We start from the raw sequence: 328 nt of genomic DNA, 5'->3' as shown, positions 1-328 counted from the left end.
CGCCTTTGAAGGCCTCGCCTCCGCCTAACAAGCGCACCTCCGCAGCAAGGCCTGGATAAATCTCTTGGTAATCGACCTCCGGAACAAGGATATCGACGAAAAGATCGCTGCAATCGAGGATGCGCATCAGCTCGGTATTGAGGATGACGTTCGAGCCGTTGACGATGTTGCTACTCCACACGACTCCGTCGAAAGGTGATGGATCTGATGCCGAAGTGAGACTGCGGACGCGGTTTTCCTCCTCAATCAGCTGCATCTGTACCTGCGCGCCCCGTGTTTCGTTTTCGGCGATGCGCGTATTGAGATCGTTGATCCGAACGATGACCTC

At 55.2% G+C, this 328-nt stretch carries 1 protein-coding gene; it reads right to left on the bottom strand.

The features are described 5' to 3' along the window. On the bottom strand, positions 1-328 hold a 328-nt coding region (locus AF337_RS35305), incomplete at both ends, for an HlyD family secretion protein (protein WP_152971336.1).

This window comes from Rhizobium ecuadorense (assembly GCF_001187535.1).
Lineage (GTDB): Bacteria > Pseudomonadota > Alphaproteobacteria > Rhizobiales > Rhizobiaceae > Rhizobium > Rhizobium ecuadorense.
Note: the sequence above shows the minus strand (reverse complement) of the source record. Positions and strands in the feature narration are given on the sequence as shown.